Source organism: Kluyvera sp. (assembly GCF_047971185.1).
Taxonomy (GTDB): Bacteria; Pseudomonadota; Gammaproteobacteria; order Enterobacterales; family Enterobacteriaceae; genus Kluyvera.
Genome location: NZ_JBKDZH010000051.1, coordinates 22888 through 41446, shown reverse-complemented (window position 1 = coordinate 41446; position 18559 = coordinate 22888). Strand labels below are relative to the sequence as shown.

Sequence of the window (18559 nt, the reverse complement as noted above, 5' to 3'; positions counted from 1 at the left end):
CGCAGGAAGAAGGATAGGGCGAGGGGCGGTGTACGGCGTTGACACCCTCACCCCGGCCCTCTCCCGGTAACAGGAGAGGGGGAAGCCTGCTCTTATGACGGCATCGTGATGGCCTGCTTCTCTTCCAGCAGTTTTTCCACCACGCCCGGATCGGCGAGCGTTGAAGTATCGCCCAGGTTGCTGGTATCGCCCGCGGCGATCTTGCGCAGAATACGGCGCATGATCTTGCCGGAGCGGGTTTTCGGCAGCGAGTCGGTCCAGTGCAGCACGTCCGGCGTCGCCAGCGGGCCAATCTCTTTGCGCACCCAGTTACGCACTTCGGTGTACAGCGCCGGGGTCGGCTCTTCGCCGTGGTTCAGGGTTACGTAGGCGTAAATCGCCTGGCCTTTAATGCTGTGCGGGATCCCCACGACCGCCGCTTCGGCAATCTTCGGATGCGACACCAGCGCCGATTCAATTTCCGCCGTCCCCAGACGGTGGCCGGAGACGTTCAGCACGTCGTCGACGCGGCCGGTGATCCAGTAGTAGCCGTCTTCGTCACGGCGCGCGCCGTCGCCGCTGAAGTACATATTTTTGAAGGTCGAGAAGTAGGTCTGCTCAAAGCGTTCGTGATCGCCAAACAGCGTGCGCGCCTGGCCCGGCCAGGAGTCGGTGATCACCAGGTTGCCCTCGGTGGCGCCCTCCTGCGGATGGCCTTCGTTGTCGACCAGCGCCGGCTGTACGCCGAAGAACGGACGGCTGGCGGAACCGGCCTTCAGTTCGGTCGCGCCCGGCAGCGGGGTGATCATGAAGCCGCCGGTTTCGGTCTGCCACCAGGTGTCCATCACCGGGCACTTCTCGTTGCCGATCTGCTTCCAGTACCACTCCCACGCTTCCGGGTTAATCGGCTCGCCGACGGAACCGAGAATGCGCAGCGAGGAGCGATCGGTGCCCGCGGTGGCTTTGTCGCCTTCCGCCATCAGCGCGCGAATCGCCGTCGGGGCGGTATACAGAATATTGACTTTATGTTTATCGACCACCTGGCACATGCGCGCCGGGGTCGGCCAGTTTGGCACGCCTTCAAACATCAGCGTGGTGGCGCCGCAGGCCAGCGGGCCGTACAGCAGATAGCTGTGGCCGGTCACCCAGCCCACATCGGCGGTGCACCAGTAGATATCGCCCTGGTGGTAGTCGAAGACATATTTAAAGGTGGTCGCCGCGTACACCAGGTAGCCGCCGGTGGTGTGCAGCACGCCCTTCGGCTTGCCGGTGGAACCGGAGGTATAAAGGATAAACAGCGGGTCTTCCGCGTTCATCTCTTCCGGCTGGTGCTGGTCGCTGGCTTTCTCCTGCAGGTCGTGCCACCACAGGTCGCGCCCTTCGTGCCAGTCGATATTGCCGCCGGTACGTTTGAGCACCACCACGTTGTCGATGGTTTTGACGTTCGGGTTTTTCAGCGCGTCGTCGACGTTCTTTTTCAGCGGCACATTGCGCCCGGCGCGAACGCCTTCATCGGAGGTAATCACCAGACGGGCGCTGGAGTCGATGATACGACCGGCAACGGCCTCCGGCGAGAAGCCGCCAAAAATCACCGAGTGGATCGCGCCAATGCGGGCGCAGGCCAGCATCGCGACCGCCGCTTCCGGCACCATCGGCATATAGATAGCCACCACGTCGCCTTTTTTCACGCCCAGAGACAGCAGGGTGTTGGCGAAGCGGCAGACATCGCGATGCAGTTCGCGATAGGTAATGTGTTTGCTCTGCGAGGCGTCGTCGCCTTCCCAGATGATGGCGGTCTGGTCGCCGCGGGCCGCCAGATGGCGGTCAAGGCAGTTCGCCGCCAGGTTCAGCGTGCCGTCTTCGTACCACTTGATGGAGACGTTGCCCGGCGCAAAGGAGGTGTTTTTGACTTTGGTGTAAGGCCGCATCCAGTCGAGGATTTTACCCTCTTCACCCCAGAACGTATCCGGACTGGTCACTGACTGGTGATATTTGGTCTGGTATTGCTCCGGGTTAATCAGGCAGCGGTCTGCAATATTTGCAGGAATAGGGTGTTTGTGAATTTGGCTCATGCTTTTTTTCTCCTTGTAAGATGTTAATAATATGTCTCACAAAAGTTAATAACAGAGGTGTGTGTCGCTTTGTTTACTATTTGCGCGGCAGATCACGCATTATTGGAATTGTTCAAATAACGTTCATTTGATTCTTTGAAGCAAAATAATTACGGAAGGGGATTTATAGAAAAATCTCAAATCTTTTTGTTTTTATAACAAAAACTTATAAATAATTATTGGTAGAAATTAGCGGTAATATAGATTTAGTTGGTGAAAAGCTCTGATCTGAAAGGGTTGCATGAGACGCCATGCAGATGATACTGATAATGCGCGTTAAAAACCTCTAAAAGTAAACGCAACACAAATCACCCCCTTTCAAGTGGATACCATTCCCTTACGGCATGGTATTTTTCATTGAGGAAGTTTGCCGTTATGAAGAAAACACGTGTCAGCCTGGCCTGGCAAATTCTTATTGCCCTCATTCTGGGTATTATTCTGGGTAGTTATCTGCATTATCATAGCGATAGCCGTGATTGGCTGGTTATGAATCTGCTGTCTCCTGCTGGCGATATTTTCATCCATCTGATTAAAATGATCGTGGTGCCGATTGTTATTTCGACGCTGATTGTCGGAATAGCGGGCGTGGGCGATGCAAAACAGCTGGGACGAATTGGCGCAAAAACCATCATCTATTTCGAAGTGATCACCACGATTGCGATTATTATCGGTATCACCATGGCTAATGTGTTCCAGCCGGGTGCCGGTATCGACATGTCGCAGCTGGCGACGGTGGATATTTCGAAATACCAGAGTACCACCGCGGAGGTGCAGAGCCACGCGCACGGCCTGATGGGAACCATCCTGTCGCTGGTGCCCACCAACATTATCGCGTCGATGGCGAAAGGCGACATGCTGCCGATCATCTTCTTCTCGGTGCTGTTCGGCCTTGGCCTCTCCTCGCTGCCGGCCACGCACCGTGAGCCGCTGGTAACGGTATTCCGCTCCATTTCCGAAACCATGTTTAAAGTCACCCATATGGTGATGCGCTACGCGCCGGTCGGCGTGTTCGCGCTGATTGCCGTGACGGTGGCTAACTTTGGCTTTGCCTCGCTGTGGCCGCTGGCCAAGCTGGTGCTGCTGGTTCACTTCGCGATTCTGTTCTTCGCGCTGGTGGTTCTGGGCATCGTGGCACGTATTTGCGGGTTGAGTATCTGGATCCTGATTCGTATTCTGAAGGACGAACTGATTCTGGCGTACTCCACCGCCAGTTCCGAGAGCGTGCTGCCGCGTATCATTGAGAAGATGGAAGCCTATGGCGCACCGGCGTCGATCACCAGCTTCGTGGTGCCGACCGGCTACTCCTTTAACCTCGACGGTTCCACGCTGTACCAGAGTATCGCGGCGATCTTTAGTGCCCAGCTGTACGGTATCGACCTGTCTATCTGGCAGGAAATCGTGCTGGTGCTGACGCTGATGGTGACCTCGAAAGGGATCGCGGGCGTGCCGGGCGTCTCCTTCGTGGTGCTGCTGGCAACGCTCGGCAGCGTCGGCATTCCGCTGGAAGGGCTGGCGTTTATCGCCGGCGTCGACCGTATCCTCGATATGGCGCGTACCGCGCTGAACGTGGTGGGCAACGCGCTGGCGGTGCTGGTGATTGCCAAGTGGGAACACAAGTTTGACCGTAAAAAAGCGCGGGCGTATGAGCGCGAAGTATTGGGCAAGTTTGATAAAACTGCGGACCAATAAATAGAACAATAATGCCGGGCTTGTCCGGCATTATTGTTTTTGGCATTGATGAACGTTCTGGCTGGCACAATGTGCTCCCTCTCCCTTTTTAAGGGAGAGGGCTGGGGTGAGGGTTTAACGCCGAGCTGAAATGCCCCTCACCCTAACCCTCTCCCCAAAGGGGCGAGGGGACTGGTTGGTGCAGGCTGTTACTCCGCACTCACCTTATCAAACTCTTCGCACCCGGTATCAAACCCTTCTGTACAGCTCAGATTCAGCCACTGTAGCGCCTTCTGTTTGTTGGGGGTTATGAAGCCCTTCTCGCCGTTCAGGAACATCATTCCGGCCCAGTATTCGGCATAGCCGGTGCGGGAGAGCGCTGAACTGTTTTTGAAGTAGTCCGTGGCCTTCTCGTCGTCTTCCTTCACGCCCACGCCGTTGGCGTATAGCAACCCCAGCAGCATTTGCGCGTCCACCGCGAAGTCGCTCTCGGCGTTCATCGAGGCCTGCTGAAGCAGCGTGATGGCCCGTGGGTAGTCGGTCTGGCCCGCCTGGCTGTTGATCAGAATGCGCGCCAGTATCACCTCACCGGCCTTGCTGCCTGCCGTGACGGCTTTCTCCGCTAGCGCTTTAGCCGCCGGATAGTCGAGGCTCACCGGGTTGGTGATTTTGATCTGCGCCAGCAGGGCGCAGGCGTCGGCATCACCGCCATTGGCCGATTTCTGCGCCCAGAATTCGGCTTTGCTCAGGTCGCCTGAGCTAAACCAGGTATCGGCCAGATAGTACTGCGCGCGGGCGTCTCCCGCCTCGGCGGCCTGCTGGTATTGGCTGCCCGGCGCTTCGGCGTATACCGACAGCGTGGCGAACCACAGCAATGCTAAAAGTCGTTTCATCTATAGTGTGTAGGTAGTCGAGGGAAGGGGCAGTATAAAGAGAAAGCAAAGATAAAAAAACGCCCCCGGATGGGGGCGTTCAGATTGACGATAACGGCAGTGATGCCGGGTTTCCCGGAGTCGGCGCTGGCGCACCTCGTCCGGGCTACGCAATGGCACGTAGCCCGGCCGAACGCAGTGACGCCGGGTTTCCCGGAGTCGGCGCTAACGCGCCTCGTCCGGGCTACTCCCTGCTACGTAGCCGCGCTTAACCCATTGCGCTTTCGCGCAGGCGGGCCTTCAGCTTGTTGTACTCGTCAATCACATACTGCTCGGCGGCACGCTGGTCGGCAATCGGCTCAACGTTCACGGCGCAGTACTTATACTCAGGCGTTTTGGTAATCGGGCTTAAGTTCTCGGTTACCAGCTCATTACAGGCCCCAATCCACCACTGGTAGGTCATGTAAATCGCGCCTTTGTTCGGACGGTCGCTGACCGCTGCACGGGTGATGATGCGGCCTTTGCGGGAGTTCACCCACACCAGCGCTTCATCTTCGATACCTAAACGCGCCGCATCGGCGGTGTTGATCTGGGCATAGCCCGGTTCATCCGCCAGCGCCGCCAGCGCCGCACAGTTGCCGGACATCGAACGGCAAGAGTAGTGGCCGACTTCACGCACCGTAGAGAGCACCATCGGATACTCGTCGGTGAGTTTGTCGATTGGCGCTACCCAGTCGCAGGTAAAGAACTGCGCCAGGCCGTTCGGGGTATCGAACTTCTCTTTGAAGAGATAGGTTGTGCCCTGGTCGGCATCGGACGTGTCGCGGCACGGCCACTGGATAAAGCCCAGCTCGCCCATTTTCTCGTAGGTGGCACCGTAGAAGTCCGGGCACAGATGACGCAACTCGTCCCAGATTTCCTGGGTGTTGTTGTAGTGCATCGGATAGCCCATACGGGTGGCGATTTCACTGATGATCTGCCAGTCCGTTTTCAGGTCCCACTTCGGTTCAACGGCTTTAAAGAAGCGCTGGAAGCCGCGGTCCGCCGCGGTAAAGACGCCTTCATGCTCGCCCCATGACGTTGACGGTAAAATCACATCCGCCGCCGCCGCGGTTTTAGTCATAAAGATATCCTGGACGATAACCAGTTCCAGATCTTCGAAGCCTTTACGCACCGCAGAGAGTTCCGCGTCGGTCTGAAGCGGATCTTCACCCATGATGTACGCCGCGCGCACTTCGCCATGCGCCGCACGGTGCGGCAGCTCGCTGATGCGATAGCCGGTGTGTGCAGGCAGGCTGTCGACGCCCCAGGCTTTGGCGAATTTTTCGCGGTTAGCCGGATCTTTCACGTACTGATAGCCCGGATAGGTATCCGGCAGCGCGCCCATATCACACGCGCCCTGAACGTTGTTCTGGCCACGGACCGGGTTAACGCCGACGCTAGGCTTACCGAGGTTGCCGGTCAGCATCGCGAGGCTGGTTAGTGAACGTACAGTTTCCACGCCCTGATAGAACTGGGTCACACCCATGCCCCACAGGATGGCCGCGCTTTTCGCACTGGCGTACATGCGCGCACACTGACGAATTTCCTGCGCGCTGACGCCGGTAATGTCTTCGACAGACTCTGGCGTATAGCCTTCAACAATCTTACGGTACTCTTCAAATCCTTCGGTACGGCTGGCGACGAACGCCTGGTCGTACAGGTTTTCTTCAATAATGACATGCCCCATGGCGTTGAGCAGCGCGATGTTCGAGCCGTTTTTCAACGCGATATGCATGTCGGCAATGCGCGCGGTTTCAATTTTGCGCGGATCGCATACGATGATTTTCGCCCCTTTACGTTTGGCGTTAATCACGTGATTCGCCACGATAGGGTGGGAATCAGCCGGGTTGTACCCGAAGATAAAGACTAAATCAGTGTCATCAATTTCGTTGATGCCGTTACTCATTGCGCCGTTACCGACCGATTGGTGCAGACCTGCAACCGAAGGGCCGTGTCAGACGCGAGCGCAGCAGTCGACGTTATTGGTACCAATAACGGCGCGCGCGAATTTTTGCATGACGTAGTTAGTTTCGTTACCCGTTCCGCGTGAGGAACCGGTAGTCTGAATGGCATCCGGGCCGTATTTCGCTTTGATCGCGCTCAGGCGGTCGGCAACGTAATTCAGCGCTTCGTCCCAGGAGACGGATTCCAGCTTGCCGCCACGCTGGCGACGGATCATTGGGGTTTTCAGACGTGGCGTCAGGATCTGGGTATCGTTAATAAAATCCCAGCCGTAATAGCCTTTCAGACACAGGGTACCCTGGTTGGTTTTCCCCTGAGCCGCCTCCGCCCGGACGATTTTGCCGTTATCGACCACCAGGTTGATTTTGCAACCTGATGCGCAATACGGGCAAACCGTGACGACTTTTTTCATCGGTCTCGCTCCAGTTAATCAAATCGCGCATACGCGCTGTCGCCCTCAGTATGCATCTTTTATGCCACTTTTTTATTGTGGGCATTCCCTGATATTACGGGCGATTTTTGGTCAAAACCCTGACGAAAAACAGGCTGTCGTCATATTTGACGTGTCGATGGGAAAAATGGGTGACGTTTCTGGGAGGCGAACAATCCCGGAGTCGGCGCTGGCGCGCCTCGTCCGGGATACATTTTTGTAGGCCGGATAAGGCAACGCCGCCATCCGGCAATGTGCGCCGATCTGCCTGATGGCGCTGCGCTTATCAGGCCTACTTCCCGGAAGCGGCTTGATAGCCGCCGCCGAGGGATTTAATCAGCTGCAGGCTCTGAATCACCCGCTGGGTGTCGAGCATCAGCAGCGACATCTGCTCGGCGAGTACCGGCAGACGTGCTTCGGTGGCCTGTAAGCGGCTGCCAAGACCACGGCTAAAGGCCGCCTCGGCGGCACGCTGGGTGTAGCTCATGGCGTCGACGCGATCCGCCTGCATGGACCGCTCATCGCTCAGCGTTTGCAGGCGGGTGCCGTTGATAGCGACATCGCGAACCGCGTTCAGCACCGACTGGTTGTAGCGCTCAATCAACATATTGCTGCTGGCACGGGTGCTTTTCAGGTTGGCGTTGAGGCGGCCGCCGTCGAACAGCGGCAGGCGCAGGCCGGGGATAACGTTAAACTGGCGGCTGGTGCCTTTGAACAGATCGTCGATATGAATGGCGTCGAGGCCAAAGAACATTTTGATATCAAAGCTCGGGTAGAACAGCGCCCGCGCGGCGTCGACCTGATCCAGCGACGCCTGCACGTACCAGCGCATCGCCTGGAGATCCGGGCGGCGGGCGAGCAAATCATAGGAAAGGGTAGACGGAATGCCCACCTGAACCTGCGGCAGGGAGGCCGGCTTTATCTCCGGCAGCCCGTCGGCCCCCGCCCCCATCAGCGCGCGCAGCGATTCGTGGGTTTCTTTGATTTGCCCTTTAGCGGCGGCAATCTGTTTATCCACCGCCAGGATTTGCGCTCGCGCGCCGTGGTACGGCACTTTTGCCTCCAGTCCCTGCGCCACTTTGCTCTGGTGTGCCTGAACCGCGTAGTCAATCACGCCGCGGGTCTGCTCCAGCAGGTCGAGCATCTGGTAGCTGGCCTGAATGCTGTAATACAGCTGCGCGACAGCGACCGAGAGCGATAGCTCCACCGCGGCGGTTTCAGCAAGCGTGGCGTTCTGCGCCCCGATGGCTGCCGCCACCGCTGAACGATGCTCTCCCCAGAGATCCGGGTTGAAGCCCGCCACCAGGCCGACGGTAGCCTGCGTATAGTACGGGCCGTCCATCCCTAACTTTGGCGCATCCAGCGCGTAGGGGCCAAGAAAACCGTTAGCCGAGGCGCGCTGGCGGTTAATCATCCCCAGGGCCGCCATTTGCAGCTGGGAACCGGCTTCCAGCAGATCGGCCTGCGCCTGGGCTTTGTCCTCACGCAGCTTCGCTTCCGCCAACGTGTGGGAACCCGAGAGCGTTTTCTCAATCAGCGCCGTGAGCTGCGGGTCGTTAAACTGCCGCCACCACTGGGCCTGCGGCCAGCCCTGGCTGGCCAGATGGATATCGTCGGCCAGCTTGATTTGTTCCGGCTGTAGCTGCGCGTGCGGCGCGGAATCGCTGCGGATTAACGCACAGCCCGACAGCGCCGTCGTACCGGTGAGCAGACCGCAAAGCAATATACGGGAAAGATGATGAGTCATGATGAAAGGGCTCCTTGCGTCTGTTCCCCGGCGGAAACGGCGGCCGGGCGGGTCCAGTCGGGTAGACGGACGATCTGCTGCATAACGTTCTGCGTCTGTTCAGATGAGGGGGATGCGATCGCAGCGGCAAAGTCTGGCGGTACGCTGAGGCCCGCCGACAAACTGGCGGCGTACTGCTCCAGAGCTTCGGCCAGACGCGGATCGGGGGTAGGCGCGTTGTCCCAGGCGTAAAGGATGGTGCGCCCCTGGCGAATAACGGCCCGGCTGTTGTTCAGCAGATGGATTCGGGAGGTATCCGCCAGCTGGCGCTCCAGCGCCACGCGGTCGCACATCTCTTCACAACTATTGAATGCCGCATGGCAGCCAATGCGCAGCTGTAGCCAGCCGCGCTGGGACGCGGGATCCTGCTGCGGCGTCCGCAGCATTTTTGCCAGCATACCCAGCGCCGCCGCCAGTTTTTTCGGCAGGGCATCCGCTTCGCTTTCCGGCCAGATAAAGGTGTAAATCACCGCGGATACGGCGGTGCCAATCAGGATGCCAACGGCGCGATCGCGGATCTCCACCAGATCGTAAATCGGGCCAAAGGCGTTCTCGAGGGTCGCCAGCGCGAAGGTGACGATCATCTGCGTGCCGATGTAGGATGATCGCTCCGATCCGGTGGCGATCCACGCGCCGAGCAGCAGGATGGGTGCCAGCAGGCACAGCAGCTCAACGATATTGTCCAGCCACGGGATGATGAAAATGGTCACCAGCAGCGCTAGCACCGCGCCGCATAACGCGCCGCCAAAGCGTAGCGCCATTTTCTGATACGACGAACCGATGCTGGGGTTGGCGACGATAATGCAGGTCAGCATGCAGGTATGAATGCCCTCCCAGTCGACGCCGGAATAGAAGACATAGCAGATCAGGCAGGCCAGCAGCGTTTTCAGCGCATAGCGGATATATGCGGGGCTGCTGAAGGCGTCTGCGACCATCGATGGCTCTTTGGCGGCAGGGGCTGCCGGCGTGTCGGGATCGAGATGCCCCAATTGTATCAGCTGGTGGCAGACATTTTCGAGCCCGCAGGCGCGCGCGGCGGCCCGTTCCTCCGCGCTAAGTTGCCATCTGCTCTGCCAGATTTCCCCTTGCGCAATGGCCTGCTGCAGACTGACTATTTCGGCCCGCAGCTTTTCCACCAATGCCGGATATGGCGCTGCATCCTTGTGATGATAGCGATTGAGCGTGGTATACAGATAGGTCACGGTAGCGACACAGCTTTGCCACCAGGCGCTGCGCTTACGCCAGTCGGCATCATCGGCCATACAAAAAACGTTCAGCTTTTGTAGCGCTAGCGCTTCACGTTCGACGTACTTTTCCGCCAGTGGTGCAGCAGCATGGGTCAGGTGAGTCAGGACATCATCGAGCCTGGCGTTCAGGGTTTCGCGCATTTGTTTTACCGCGCGGCTTGGAAACCACAATACGCCTAACAGCACCATCAGCAGGGCCGGATAGAGGCCGACCACGATACACCAGAGGGTGAGGCGCACGACAATTTCCGGGGCGTCGACCATGCCGGGGAAGGTCTGGCCGTAGACGGCGATAATCGCAACGGCGAAGAACAGCAGCCCCAGCTTGTAGGTGCGCATCATAAACATGCAGCCAAATACCACCAGACTGGCGACGATCATCCGGATCAACGGGTAGCTGTAGGCCCATTTGTAGATCAGAAACAGGCTGCCAATTTCCATGACCGTCGCGGCGACAAACAGGATCGCCACGAATTTCGTGTAAAACGCATTGGACTGGACGCCGTAAAACAGCACCGCCAGTGAGATAGCCAGAAACGGTATCTCAAAGGTCATGGAGATCAACACCACCAGCAGGCAGCCTGTCCACAGCTGGATCGTCTGCGACACGCGACCAGGGCGCTTTTCGCTTAGCTCCTCATGGAAAAACGCCAGCAGCCTGACCAGCGGCAGCGGCAGGTAGTTGAGGATCTTCATTATGGTGACTCAATGGTAGTGACCGCCGACGCGCCGATGCGGAACAGTTCCGCATCGGGCTTATCGACCCTGATTTTCACCGGAAAGCGCTGGGCGACGCGCACCCAGTTGATTGAGCGGGAGACGCGCGGCAGGCCGCCCATCACTAGACCGCCGTCATCGGGCAACACGCCGTAGCCGATCGAGTCGACCTTACCGGTAAAGGTTTTACCGCTGTCGCTCATCAGGCGCAGGGTCGCTGGGGTGCCGGCATGAATGTTTTTCAGTTCGGTTTCACGGAAGTTGGCGATGACGTACCAGTGGCGGGTATCGATCAGCGTAAAGACCGGCTTCATTGCGGAGGCAAACTGGCCGATCGACGTTTTCAGCGATATCACGCGGCCATCGAACGGTGCGCGCACCGTTGCCATCTCCAGATGCAGTTTTGTCAGGGCGATATCCGCTTCAACCGCTACCCGCTGGGCCACCAGCGCATCCACGCCGCTGACCGCGCTGGCAGCCTGCTGTGCTTGTAATAACACCGCGTTGAGATCGGCTTCGCTGGCGCGCTGCGCGGTTCTGGCGCGATCGACATCTTCGGCCGAGACAAAACCCTGCGACAGCAGCGGTTCGGTGCGCTTAAGCGTATCGCTGGCCTGTTTGGCCGCCGCGCGTGCCTTTGCGACGGTGGCTTCTACCGAGCTGGCGGCATATTTTTGTGCGTCCACGCTGCGCTGCGTCAGCATGATTTGTTTATCCAGCGCGGCAAGCGAGGCTTCGGCTTTCGCAAGGCTGGCCTCATAGGGGCGAGGATCGATACGGAACAGCAGATCGCCCTGCTTAACCTGTTGGTTATCGGTGACGGCCAGCTCAACAATTCGACCGCTGACTTCCGGGACCACGTCAATGGTATCGGCAGAGGCATAGGCATCATTTGTGGAGGGCGCGGTGTCCAATCGCCAGATAATAAACACCAGAACCACCAGAGCGATTATCACCAGCAGCAGGGCCGGTATTTTGTGACGAGGAGCTTTTTTCTGCGTGCTTTCCATTAGCGCATCTCAATTGGAATTAGAAAAATATCAGCCAGAACAGCATGGCGTAGAGAGCAAAAAGGGCGGTATAGACAATGCCCGTATAGGCCAGCGCGGGATAGCGGCGCAATATCACCCGTCGTGTAATAAGCGTGAGAATAACGCCGACAATAATGCAAAAAAGCCAGCTGGGATAATAGGCGCCAATAACCGGAATGGCGGGCGATAATGAACATCCCGTCAGGCACGTGGCCGGTGCGAGCCAGCTTATTTTCTTTAACTGGGTCACAATCCTGGATTTAACTATTTGCATAAGAAAATACATCCTGTGTATTGCAAGCAATAACTGGGGTGAATATCAAATAGAATGATGAGTGAGTAGTATGGCTATTTTTACATGGGAGAAAAATATTTTATTTTTTATATAGCATTCATAACTTATTTATTATGTTTATTTTATTGAGTTTTGTATTTTCATGATGAATTTACTATATCCAGAGGCGAGCTCGCCTCTGGATATCAACCGTATTAATTTGGTGTAACGATATTAACCCACATTTCAAACTGATCCAGACAGCGGGTGATTTCATCAAGCTTCGTAGCATCGCCAATGACTTTCACTTTCTGCGCTTTAATCAGGTCAGCCATTTTCGCCTGCCCGGTCAACACGTGCTGGAGGTCGGCGCGCGTCATGTAGAATGATGCATCCGCTTTCGGCAGCAGCGTTTTGCGGTAGTTGAGCACGCTGTCGTTCAGGGTCAGATTGAGATTATCGGTATTGTCGAGATTGAAGTTAATGCTGATATCTTTCCCTGCCGATTTGGCGCTGTCCAGACGTACCGCCATGTAATCAAACAGCATTTCAACCGTCATCCCTTTCACCGTATCCGGCGAGTTGGATGAACCGTGGCTAAACTTGTGCACCCCTTCACGCAGCTCTTTCGCGCCAACCAGATAGAACCCGCGCCAGGTGGCTGACTCCGACTGATAGCCGAGCTGCTCGAACGCGTCCGCCTGCAGGTTTTTCGCTTCCTGATTCGCCGGATCGGCGGCAATCACATGTTTCAGCAGCTCTGCGACCCAACGATAATCCCCCTGGTCGTAAGCCTCGCGAGCCAGCTTAATCGCATGTTCCGCGCCGCCGAGGGCCTTAACATAGCGTTTGCCCATCTCTACCTGGCCGTACGGATGCAGGTTGGCCGGGTTACCGTCAAAATAGCCGAGATAGTAGTTATAGACGGCGCGGGCGTTATGGCTGACGGAGCCGTAGTAGCCGCGGCTGGCCCAGTTATCGTTGAGCGCTTTCGGCAGGGTAATCATGTCGCCGATTTCATTCATGGTGTAGCCCTGATTAGCCAGGTGCAGCGTCTGATCGTGGATGTACTTAATGGTGTCGCGGTATTTGCCGATGTAATCGTTAATATGTTTATTGCCCCAGACCGGCCAGGTGTGCGGCATAAACAGCACTTCCGCCTGATTACCCCATTTATCCAGCGTTTCGTTCAGGTAGCCGGACCACTTGCTCGAGTCGCGGGTTTTCGCGCCGCGCAGGGTATAGAAGTTATGCAGCGTATGGCTGGAGTTTTTCGCGGTACACAGCGCTTTGAGCGCCGGAATGTAAAAGTGCATTTCCGCCGGAGCTTCGCTGCCCGGGGCCATCAGGAATTCGAAGTCCAGCCCGTCGATATTAAGCTTCTCGCCGGTTTTGGTAATCGATTTGGTCGGGGCAATAATTGTTGGGTTGCCGGTGGTCAGCGTTACGCCCAGACCGTTGCCGACGTTGTCTTTGGCGTTATGCGGCAGCAGCAGGCCGTAGGAATAAAGCACACGGCGGTTCATGATGTTGCCCGCCAGCACGTTTTCGCTGATTGCCTCCTCCATAAAGCCCGCCGGGGCGATAACCTGCACCTTACCTGCCTTCACGTCAGCTTCAGAGATAATGCCTTTTACGCCGCCATAATGGTCGGTATGGCTATGGGTATAAATCACCGCCACGATGGGTTTATGCGGACGATGCTGATAGTAGAGATCGAGGCTGGATTTTGCCGCTTCCGGTGAGACAAGCGGATCGATAACAATCAGCCCGGTATCACCTTCGACAAAGGTGATATTGGAAATATCCTGCCCGCGCACCTGATACATCCGGTCCGTTACTTTAAACAGGCCGGAAATACCGTTGACCTGAGCCTGGCGCCAGAAGCTAGGGTTGACGGTATCCGGAGACGGCGCATTGATATCGAACTTATAATCTTCCGCCCGATACATGGTTTTGCCTTCGGCATTTTTTAACTCACCGTGATTGAGCAGCGGCGCAATAAATCCACGTTGTGCATCGTCAAAGTCCTGGCGATTATTAAACGGCAGCGAATCTAAATAGGTCTGATTGATTTGTTTGGTGAACTCCGTCGCCTCTTTCGGTGTCTCTGCCGCAAAGGCGGTATTCATGCAAAAAACCGTTGCCGCAGACATTGCGATAAATGTCTTGCTTAGACGGAATAATCTAGAGCTTTTCATATCAATCTCCAATCCATGATTAATTCTATGAATAAATAGGGTAAAAACTTGCCCACGCTATGACGCTCTATATTAAGTGCTAATGAGTGAGTTCTTCACAATAAATTGTGAGTCCGATCGTTATTTTTATAAGGTATTGTGCGGGTGGGCTTAAATAATAGAATTAATATATATTTTTTAATTTAAAATATTTAATTGTTATTTTTAAACGAAGAGAGGGGGAGGGTGATGAAAAATTGAGATTCCTCCGCTACACCGGGAAAGTGCGCTTGCATAACCTACCGACAGCATCCCAACGAGACTGGTTCTATGAAACGTTATCTCACCGCCGCCCTTCTGTGCGCGCTGTCGCTGGCCAGCCAGCTGGCGCACGCCGATATCATTGATGACGCTATCGGCAATATTCAGCAGGCCATTAATGACGCCTACAATCCCGACAGCGGCCGCACCAGCCGCGATGATGACGATCGCTCCTGGGACGATAGCCGGGATCGGAGCCAGAGCTCTCAGCAATATAACGATCGCCGCCGTCAGCTCGACGATCGTCGCCGCCAGCTTAACGATCGTCAGCGCCAGCTGGATGAAGAACGCCGCCAGCTGTCGGACGATGAGCGTCGTCTTGATGACGACTACAACCGCTAATCGAGATGAATTTCCATGCCGTCGTAGCCGGCTTCCACGCCGGGCGGCAGGAGATGGGTCATCATCCATTCATCAAACTGGTGGCTGATATGGGTGAGCACCACCCGCGGGCAGCGGATGGATTCGTTTAGCGCCACAATTGTCGCTAAATCGCTATGGTTACGCGGCGTCTGTTCGCGGGGCGCGTGGCTGCAATCAATCACCATCACCTGCGGCTGGTTATTACTTAAAAAGGTGAGCGTTTTGTCCGGCAGCCCGGCGCTATCGGAGAGCCAGGCGATGCGGCTGTGGGGCGTCTCCAGCAGATAGCCGAAGGTCAGCTTTGAGTGCGCTAATGGAACGGGCGTCACCTGTAATCCCTGTAAATCAAACACCACGAACGGTTCCACGGTATGGCTGAAATCGAGCAGGCCGGGATGTTTGAACAGATCGTCGCAGCCCTGCTCGTCCGGCGGGCCATACACCGGAATGGTCTCGCCCACGCCCCAGCGCAGCGGAAACAGCCCCTGAACGTGATCCATATGATAGTGGGTCAGCAAAAACTGCTGGAAAGAGCCGGCGGGCCAGCGCTCGGTAAGATCGTGCAGGCCCGCGTCGAGAAGGGTAACCGCGTCGTTGAAGCGCACCACGCCGCTGCACGCCTTACGGCGATACTGCGGCGCACGGCGGGCGCGGGCGCAGGCTGGACAATGGCAGCCCCAGGCGGGTACGCCCTGCGCGCCGCCGGTGCCGCTGAGGGTGAGGGTTAAACTCATACAGCATCCTCATAACGCTTTGGTGAATCGAATATGGCTGGGAGCATAGCCCTCACGCTGATAAAAGCGATGCGCGTCGAGTCGTTTGGTGCTGGTGGAGAGCTCGGTCATTTCCGCGCCCGCGTCGCGCGCGGTTTCTTCAGCCCAGCTCAGCAGCTGGCTGCCGACGCCCAGGCCGCGCGCGCGTGGCATCACGACCAGCTCCTGAATCTCGCCAATCCAGTTGGCGTGATGCAGGTGAAACTGCAAATGCAGGCTGATGATACCGACCACCTCGCCGCCCAGCAGGGCCAGCTGATAATGCAAATTGCGGTCCTGAAGATTGGCGGCGAAGCCGGTGTAGAAGGCGTCGCGGTCGAATTCAGCTTGCTTCAGTTCGCACATCAGCGCGTAAACCTCGTCGATATCCTCGAACGTGGCATGGCGCAGTTCACAGACAGACATAGTCCTTCTCCTTGCGTCCCATCAGGGTCAGTAAAATATCCACCGACTGTAGCAAACTTCCGTCGTTATTGAGCGTATGACAGTTCTCCGGCGTATAGCGGGCGGCGCGTTCCAGCCGCGCGGCAATCTCCGCGCTGTTTTCACGACCCCGCGCCTGTAACCGCTGGCGCAGAATCTCGGGGGACACCTGCAAACAGACCGGTAGCAGCGCGTCGGCGTAGCGGGCTTTGGCCTGCGCCAGATGGGCGCGTGAGCCGTTGACGACCACATCAAACCCGGCGTGCAGCCACAGATCTATCTCCACGCCGACGCCATAATACAGGCCGTTAGCGTGCCAGCTCAGCGCCAGCAGGTTGTGCCCGGCGCGGGTAAAAAACTCCTGTTCGCTTAGCGCGATGTGGTTCTCACAGCCGGCGTTAGCCGGACGGGTGATATAGCGATGGGCCACCAGCAGCTGCGCGTGGCCCTGCTGGCGCAGCACTTCCAGCAGGCTGTCTTTGCCGGAGCCGGAGGGCCCCATTAACCAGATCAGTTTTCCCTTCATCAGAATACCCTTTTCCCCTGACGCCAGACGTGATCGATATGCACGTGCTCGCCCTTGCGGTGGGCCAGTACCAGGTCGGCGCGTTTGCCTTCGCCAATCACGCCACGATCGTGCAGGTTCAGCGCCCGCGCCGGGTTTTTAGTCACCAGGTTGATGGCCTGCGAGAGGGTGAAGGCATTGTGCGCGTCGTCGGCCACGCGGAACGCGGCGTCGAGCAGGCTGGCCGGATAGTAGTCGGAGGAGAGGATATCCAGCAGCCCCAGCTCCGCCAGCTGATGCGCCGCGACGTTGCCGGAGTGCGAACCGCCGCGCACGATATTCGGCGCGCCCATCAGCACGTTCAGGCCGTGGCGGCGCGACGATTCGGCGGCTTCAAAAGTGGTAGGGAATTCGGCGATCACGGTGCCCAACTGGTGCGACTCCACCACGTGCTCATGGGTGGCGTCATCGTGGCTGGCCAGCGCGATGCGTCTGTCCCGGCACATTCCGGCGATAGCGGCACGGTTAGGCTGCGACCAGCGCGCCGCCAGCTGAAGCTGCTCTTCTTCGTACTGGCGCATCTGCTCATCAGTAAGTGAGTACTTACCTTGATAGTATTCCCGATACTTTTCTCGGTTGGCAAACTGGCGCTGGCCCGGTGAATGGTCCATCAGCGACACCAGCGAGACCGGCTCGCGGCCAACCAGTTTTTCAAACAGCGGCAGCGTGGTGTGGTGCGGCAGTTCGCAGCGCAGATGCAGGCGATGCTCGGCGCGGTTGAGGCCGCGCTTTTGCGTCTCTTCCACGGCGTTGATCATCTTCTCCAGATTTTCCAGCCGGTCGCCGCCGTCGCGCACGTCACCAATCGCCACCGCGTCCAGCACGGTGGTGATGCCGCTGGCGACCATCAGCGCGTCGTGGCTGCTCATCGCCGAGTGGGCGGGCCAGTCAACCTTCGGGCGCGGGGTAAAGAATTTATCCAGATTATCGGTATGCAGCTCAATCAGCCCCGGCAGCAGCCAGCCGCCTTCGCCGTCGAAGGCTTCCGGCAGGCGGCTCTGGCTTTCGGCAAAGGCGCGGATTTCTCCGTCCTGTACCTCCAGCGAACCGTGGACCACATCGTTCTCAAGCACCAGCTTTACATTATTGATAATCATACAGGTGTACCCATAGGGTGAAGGCGGTCGGCGACCTGGTTACGCACGGTTTCGTCGTGGAAAATACCGACGATGGCCGCGCCGCGGGCTTTGGCTTCTTCAATCAGGCTGACAACCGCGGCGCTGTTTTTGGCGTCCAGCGAGGCGGTCGGTTCGTCGAGCAGCAGAATCGGGTAGTCGACGATAAAGCCGCGGGCGATGTTGACGCGCTGCTGCTCGCCGCCGGAAAAGGTCGACGGCGCCAGGTGCCATAAGCGTTCGGGAACGTTGAGGCGCGTCAGCAGCTGTGCGGCTTTGACGGCGCAGGTTTCGCGCGGCACGCCAGTATTGAGCAGCGGCTGCATCACCACCTCCAGCGTGGAGATGCGTGGGATAACCCGCAGAAACTGGCTGACCCAGCCGACGGTGGTTTTACGCACTTCCACCACCTTGCGCGCCGGGGCGCTGACCAGATCCACCCATTCATCGCCGTGTTTAATATGAATATGGCCTTCATCCGGCAGGTAGTTGGCATACAGCGAACGCAGCAGCGTCGATTTGCCGCTGCCGGAGTGGCCGTGCAGCACCACGCATTCACCGGCGTTAACGGTGAGCGAGGCGTCGCGCAGCACTGGAAGCTGGACGCCGTTTTGCTGGTGCAGAACAAAGGTTTTACTGACGTTTTCGACGCGGATCGCGTTCATTTTTAGCCTCTTTAAGCAATTGTGCGTTCGATTGC

Annotated in this window: 15 protein-coding genes; 2 read left to right on the top strand and 13 right to left on the bottom strand. The window is 57.4% G+C overall.

From position 1 onward, the window contains the following. Positions 1-92: 92 nt before the first annotated feature. The gene (gene acs / locus ACK5JN_RS14810; protein ID WP_416870875.1) at positions 93-2051 is read right to left on the bottom strand and encodes an acetate--CoA ligase; all 1959 of its coding nucleotides are present in this window, start codon (positions 2049-2051) and stop codon (positions 93-95) included. 414 nt (positions 2052-2465) lie between these two features. Between acs and gltP the strand changes: the two genes are divergently transcribed. Then, complete coding sequence (gene gltP / locus ACK5JN_RS14805) at positions 2466-3779, top strand: glutamate/aspartate:proton symporter GltP (RefSeq protein WP_416870874.1); 1314 nt, start codon at positions 2466-2468, stop codon at positions 3777-3779. 188 nt (positions 3780-3967) lie between these two features. On the opposite strand, the gene ACK5JN_RS14800 is transcribed toward gltP, so the two are convergent. The 7 genes from ACK5JN_RS14800 to ACK5JN_RS14770 form a co-directional block, all read right to left on the bottom strand. Then, positions 3968-4651: a tetratricopeptide repeat protein gene (locus ACK5JN_RS14800; RefSeq protein WP_416870873.1), complete on the bottom strand. Its 684-nt coding sequence runs from the start codon at positions 4649-4651 to the stop codon at positions 3968-3970. 247 nt (positions 4652-4898) lie between these two features. Continuing rightward, complete coding sequence (fdhF, locus tag ACK5JN_RS14795; RefSeq protein ID WP_416870872.1) at positions 4899-7046, bottom strand: formate dehydrogenase subunit alpha; 2148 nt, start codon at positions 7044-7046, stop codon at positions 4899-4901. Between the two features lie 310 nt (positions 7047-7356). Next, positions 7357-8811, bottom strand: coding sequence for an MdtP family multidrug efflux transporter outer membrane subunit (locus ACK5JN_RS14790; protein ID WP_416870871.1), 1455 nt, complete (start codon positions 8809-8811; stop codon positions 7357-7359). Next, positions 8808-10793, bottom strand: coding sequence for a multidrug efflux transporter permease subunit MdtO (gene mdtO, locus ACK5JN_RS14785; protein WP_416870870.1), 1986 nt, complete (start codon positions 10791-10793; stop codon positions 8808-8810). Before mdtO ends, ACK5JN_RS14790 begins: the two co-directional genes overlap by 4 nt. Then, positions 10793-11824, bottom strand: a complete 1032-nt coding sequence (mdtN, locus tag ACK5JN_RS14780) for a multidrug transporter subunit MdtN (RefSeq protein ID WP_416870869.1) — start codon at positions 11822-11824, stop codon at positions 10793-10795. Before mdtN ends, mdtO begins: the two co-directional genes overlap by 1 nt. Positions 11825-11843: 19 nt before the next feature. After that, complete coding sequence (locus ACK5JN_RS14775) at positions 11844-12119, bottom strand: YtcA family lipoprotein (RefSeq protein ID WP_416870868.1); 276 nt, start codon at positions 12117-12119, stop codon at positions 11844-11846. A 215-nt stretch (positions 12120-12334) separates the two neighbouring features. Further along, a complete protein-coding gene (locus ACK5JN_RS14770) occupies positions 12335-14320 on the bottom strand; it encodes an alkyl/aryl-sulfatase (protein WP_416870867.1) in 1986 nt (661 codons plus the stop codon). Positions 14321-14629: 309 nt separating this feature from the next. On the opposite strand from ACK5JN_RS14770, the gene yjdP reads away from it, so the two are divergent. Further along, positions 14630-14962: a DDRRRQL repeat protein YjdP gene (yjdP, locus tag ACK5JN_RS14765; RefSeq protein WP_416870866.1), complete on the top strand. Its 333-nt coding sequence runs from the start codon at positions 14630-14632 to the stop codon at positions 14960-14962. Here yjdP and phnP read toward each other — a convergent pair. From phnP to phnL, 5 genes are read right to left on the bottom strand one after another with little or no spacing between them, the layout of a single operon-like run. Continuing rightward, complete coding sequence (phnP, locus tag ACK5JN_RS14760; RefSeq protein ID WP_416870865.1) at positions 14959-15717, bottom strand: phosphonate metabolism protein PhnP; 759 nt, start codon at positions 15715-15717, stop codon at positions 14959-14961. The genes yjdP and phnP overlap by 4 nt on opposite strands. A 9-nt stretch (positions 15718-15726) precedes the next feature. Then, entirely contained in the window at positions 15727-16161 is a 435-nt protein-coding gene (phnO, locus tag ACK5JN_RS14755; RefSeq protein ID WP_416870864.1) for an aminoalkylphosphonate N-acetyltransferase, read from the bottom strand. Further along, positions 16148-16705, bottom strand: a complete 558-nt coding sequence (gene phnN / locus ACK5JN_RS14750; protein WP_416870863.1) for a ribose 1,5-bisphosphokinase — start codon at positions 16703-16705, stop codon at positions 16148-16150. The genes phnO and phnN overlap by 14 nt, the downstream gene beginning before the upstream one ends. Further along, positions 16705-17841: an alpha-D-ribose 1-methylphosphonate 5-triphosphate diphosphatase gene (gene phnM, locus ACK5JN_RS14745; RefSeq protein WP_416870862.1), complete on the bottom strand. Its 1137-nt coding sequence runs from the start codon at positions 17839-17841 to the stop codon at positions 16705-16707. The genes phnN and phnM overlap by 1 nt, the downstream gene beginning before the upstream one ends. Continuing rightward, complete coding sequence (phnL, locus tag ACK5JN_RS14740) at positions 17838-18524, bottom strand: phosphonate C-P lyase system protein PhnL (RefSeq protein WP_416870861.1); 687 nt, start codon at positions 18522-18524, stop codon at positions 17838-17840. The genes phnM and phnL overlap by 4 nt, the downstream gene beginning before the upstream one ends. Between the last annotated feature and the right edge of the window lie 35 nt (positions 18525-18559).

What these genes read in the sequence shown, in the direction of transcription:
- acs (WP_416870875.1), bottom strand. Translation starts at nt 2,051, where the DNA reads ATGAGCCAAATTCACAAACACCCTATTCCTGCAAATATTGCAGACCGC.
- gltP (WP_416870874.1), top strand. Translation starts at nt 2,466, where the DNA reads ATGAAGAAAACACGTGTCAGCCTGGCCTGGCAAATTCTTATTGCCCTC.
- ACK5JN_RS14800 (WP_416870873.1), bottom strand. Translation starts at nt 4,651, where the DNA reads ATGAAACGACTTTTAGCATTGCTGTGGTTCGCCACGCTGTCGGTATAC.
- ACK5JN_RS14790 (WP_416870871.1), bottom strand. Translation starts at nt 8,811, where the DNA reads ATGACTCATCATCTTTCCCGTATATTGCTTTGCGGTCTGCTCACCGGT.
- mdtO (WP_416870870.1), bottom strand. Translation starts at nt 10,793, where the DNA reads ATGAAGATCCTCAACTACCTGCCGCTGCCGCTGGTCAGGCTGCTGGCG.
- mdtN (WP_416870869.1), bottom strand. Translation starts at nt 11,824, where the DNA reads ATGGAAAGCACGCAGAAAAAAGCTCCTCGTCACAAAATACCGGCCCTG.
- ACK5JN_RS14775 (WP_416870868.1), bottom strand. Translation starts at nt 12,119, where the DNA reads ATGCAAATAGTTAAATCCAGGATTGTGACCCAGTTAAAGAAAATAAGC.
- ACK5JN_RS14770 (WP_416870867.1), bottom strand. Translation starts at nt 14,320, where the DNA reads ATGAAAAGCTCTAGATTATTCCGTCTAAGCAAGACATTTATCGCAATG.
- yjdP (WP_416870866.1), top strand. Translation starts at nt 14,630, where the DNA reads ATGAAACGTTATCTCACCGCCGCCCTTCTGTGCGCGCTGTCGCTGGCC.
- phnP (WP_416870865.1), bottom strand. Translation starts at nt 15,717, where the DNA reads ATGAGTTTAACCCTCACCCTCAGCGGCACCGGCGGCGCGCAGGGCGTA.
- phnO (WP_416870864.1), bottom strand. Translation starts at nt 16,161, where the DNA reads ATGTCTGTCTGTGAACTGCGCCATGCCACGTTCGAGGATATCGACGAG.
- phnN (WP_416870863.1), bottom strand. Translation starts at nt 16,705, where the DNA reads ATGAAGGGAAAACTGATCTGGTTAATGGGGCCCTCCGGCTCCGGCAAA.
- phnM (WP_416870862.1), bottom strand. Translation starts at nt 17,841, where the DNA reads ATGATTATCAATAATGTAAAGCTGGTGCTTGAGAACGATGTGGTCCAC.
- phnL (WP_416870861.1), bottom strand. Translation starts at nt 18,524, where the DNA reads ATGAACGCGATCCGCGTCGAAAACGTCAGTAAAACCTTTGTTCTGCAC.